2 pseudogenes are annotated in these 1,557 nt (G+C 43.5%); one reads left to right on the top strand and one right to left on the bottom strand.

Going from position 1 to position 1,557, the window contains the following annotated elements:
- Positions 1 to 99: pseudogene (locus tag FTU19_RS16110) on the top strand (IS1 family transposase); the annotation flags it as partial.
- Positions 100 to 120: 21 nt separating this feature from the next.
- Here FTU19_RS16110 and FTU19_RS16105 read toward each other — a convergent pair.
- Positions 121 to 1,431 (bottom strand): annotated as a pseudogene (locus FTU19_RS16105) (type VI secretion system Vgr family protein); the annotation flags it as partial.
- Positions 1,432 to 1,557: the final 126 nt, after the last annotated feature.

Raw genomic sequence — 1,557 nt, 5'->3', positions numbered from 1 at the left:
CGCGGTTTTAGAAGGAGTTGTAATTTTTCAAAAAAGATTGAAAACCATTTTAAAGCTTTCGACTTAACCTTTTTTTACATCAATAATGGCTTCATTTAATGTCAGCATACTTTTTGAAACACCACCGGCATTTTCTTGTTTATAGGTAGAGAGAAGCAAGCCAGCTACCGCTCTAAGTGCTCCCCATTGATCTGTTCTTAACTCAAAGCCCTCACCACGCCCGTCGCTAGCCTCATCTTCTTTTGGATGACTTAGATTTCCTAAATTTAGCTGACTGGCCCCATGACTACTTTGCAGCTGTGCACTAATCTGTCCAGTTGTATCATCGAAGCGAAGCTGGTTAAAACCTTCGCCACCCACCTCTTGAGAACGGATACCACTTAGTTTTTTAGTGAGTGGCAATTGGCCCTTCTTATCAAACATAGTTTGATAACGTTCAGCTTCATGAATACGTCCAACAATAAAGGGACGATCAATATCCCCTTCGAAGAAATCAATCACTACAATTTCCCCGATACGCGGATGGAATCGGGCGCCATAACCTTCGCCTGCCCATGGCGTTAGCACATCTACCCAGGCCGAATCAGTGTCATTATCATTGGCGCCAGCACCACCATCATGCTGATGATCTTCACTACGGGTAAATAAAAAACGAACCTTCACGCGTCCCCATTCATCGACATAAATAGTCTCACCTTCAGGCCCTACCACTTTCGCCCGTTGTGGATAGGCCATTGGCCGATGTTGTAGTGGATGATATTCAGGTATCACCAGAATATCTCGACGAATTAAATACAGCTCATTGCCTTGTCTCTCGTCATCCAGAACTTTCCAGCGACTGGACAGCATGAGCTGATCCACCTGTAGCAAAATGTCTTTTGGTAAATTATTCTGGTTATAGAAATCTTTACCTAAGATGAGAAACTCTCGCTGATTTTCCGGATGTTGATCAATTTCGGGATGATCATGCAGCTCAAACCAGTAACCCACTTGGGCATCACGAACACTACTGCTGGCCTTAAAATATTTGGACTGCATGGCATGATAGTGACTAAGTTGCTGACTGAGTTGATCCAGTTGAGCTGGACTGGATGATGTAGCCTGATCTTCTCTATTTAGGTCACTGGTCCAAGCTGGGCTGATGTTCCAGACATCTTCCAGATTTAAACTAGTATGATCCTGAACACTACTCTGCTGAATATTCACCAATCGCTGGTTTTGCTCCTGCTCCAGATCTATAGCTTGCCAGCGTTGCAATCCAACATTGTTTGGCACTAATTGGCGCTCAGCAATTAGGCTGGTGATAGTATCGAATTGCTCAGTTGCATGACTGCGATGGAAGCGGATGGAACGGCGCTTTAAGGCTTGAAAATATTGCTGCTCATCAACAAGACGCAGGACTTGTGGCTGAATGGTTCGAGCTGATATTGGGTGGTGTTTCAAAAAGTATGCTGAAACAAAGCAGGTTGAATTTTGATAAAATAGAGAAATGCGAATAACTCTAGAAATCAAATGTCCAACCTGCCTCAGTGACAGTATAAAGAAAAATGGCATCAA

Origin of the sequence: Acinetobacter sp. YH12072 (assembly GCF_013419565.1) — a bacterium.
Classification (GTDB): Bacteria; Pseudomonadota; Gammaproteobacteria; order Pseudomonadales; family Moraxellaceae; genus Acinetobacter.
This window is presented reverse-complemented; position numbering and strand designations above follow the sequence as displayed.